Raw genomic sequence first — 1,389 nt, 5'->3', positions numbered from 1 at the left:
TCGCGCATCACCGCCGGCAGCCCGCCGGCATAGTAGAAGTCTTCCATCAGGTACTGGCCGGACGGTTTGAGATTGACCAGGCACGGCAGCCGCGAGCCGAGCCGGTCCCAGTCGTCCAACTGCAGCGGCACGCCCACGCGGCCGGCCAGGGCGAGCAGATGCAGCACCGCGTTGGTGGAGCCGCCGATCGCCGCATTGACCTTGATCGCATTGGCGAAGGCGTCGGCAGTGAGGATCTGCGACATGCGCAGATCCTCTTCCACCATCTGCACGATGCGCCGCCCGCTGAGCCGCGCCAGCCGCGCGCGGCGCGCATCCACCGCCGGGATCGCGGCGTTCTCCGGCAGCGACATGCCCAGCGCCTCGACCATGCTGGCCATGGTCGACGCGGTGCCCATGGTCATGCAGCTGCCCTTGGAGCGCTGCATGCAGGCCTCGGCCTCGACGAAATCGTCCTGGCTCAGGGTGCCGGCGCGGACCATCTCCGACATCTCGATCACGCCGGTGCCCGAGCCCAGCGGCTGCCCGCGCCAGTTGCCCGACAGCGACGGCCCGCCGGACACGCCGATGGTCGGCAGGTCCACGCTGGCCGCGCCCATCAGCAAGGACGGGGTGGTCTTGTCGCAGCCCATCAGCAGCACCACGCCGTCCAGCGGATTGGCGCGGATCGATTCCTCCACGTCCATGCTGGCGAGGTTGCGGAACAGCATCGCGGTGGGGCGCATCTGCGTCTCGCCCAGCGACATCACCGGGAACTCCAGCGGGAACCCGCCGGCCTCGTACACGCCCTTTTTGACGTGTTCGGCCAGTTCGCGCAGGTGGCCGTTGCACGGGGTCAGTTCCGACCAGGTGTTGCAGATGCCGATCACCGGGCGGCCATCGAACATGTCGTGCGGATGGCCGGCGCTCTTGAGCCAGCTGCGGTAGTAGAAGCCCTGCTTGCCTTCGCGCCCGAACCACGCCTGGCTGCGGCGCGGCGGTTTGCTGGGTGAGCCCATGTCGGCGGATTCCTCGAGTCCAGGACGCCGGGATCCGCCTTGTGCGCAAGCCGCCCCCGGATGCTTTACGCCGGGGATGCTAGCGGGCATATTGATACGTGAAAAATAGCAAATATCTCAGAATGGATATTTGTTTTCATATATCGAAATCCTATCCACCTAGAGCGAAACGGCATGGACAACTCGGCAAGCGCAGCGCCTTCCTCCCTCGGCAACGCAACCTACGGCAGCCTGCACGGGCGCCGCGTCTTCATCACCGGCGGCGGCTCCGGCATCGGCGCCGCGCTGGTCGAGGCCTTCGCCGCGCAGGGCGCGCAGGTGGCCTTCGTCGACGTCGCAGACGAGGCCAGCGCCGCGCTGGCCGAGCGGCTGGCCGCGTCCGGCCTGACCG

2 protein-coding genes are annotated in these 1,389 nt (G+C 67.7%); one reads left to right on the top strand and one right to left on the bottom strand.

Going from position 1 to position 1,389, the window contains the following annotated elements; genetic code table 11:
• On the bottom strand, positions 1-998 hold a 998-nt coding region (locus D180_RS12990; RefSeq protein ID WP_017913126.1), incomplete at its 3' end, for a dihydroxy-acid dehydratase.
• A 174-nt stretch (positions 999-1,172) separates the two neighbouring features.
• Here D180_RS12990 and D180_RS12985 point away from each other — a divergent pair.
• Positions 1,173-1,389 (top strand): SDR family NAD(P)-dependent oxidoreductase (locus D180_RS12985; protein WP_043090958.1); only part of this gene is annotated, 217 nt, incomplete at its 3' end.

Origin of the sequence: Xanthomonas sp. SHU 166, assembly GCF_000364685.1 — a bacterium.
In the GTDB taxonomy this organism is placed as follows: domain Bacteria; phylum Pseudomonadota; class Gammaproteobacteria; order Xanthomonadales; family Xanthomonadaceae; genus Xanthomonas_A; species Xanthomonas_A sontii.
The sequence above is the reverse complement of the archived record's forward strand: the minus strand, read 5'-3'. Positions and strand labels throughout refer to the sequence as shown.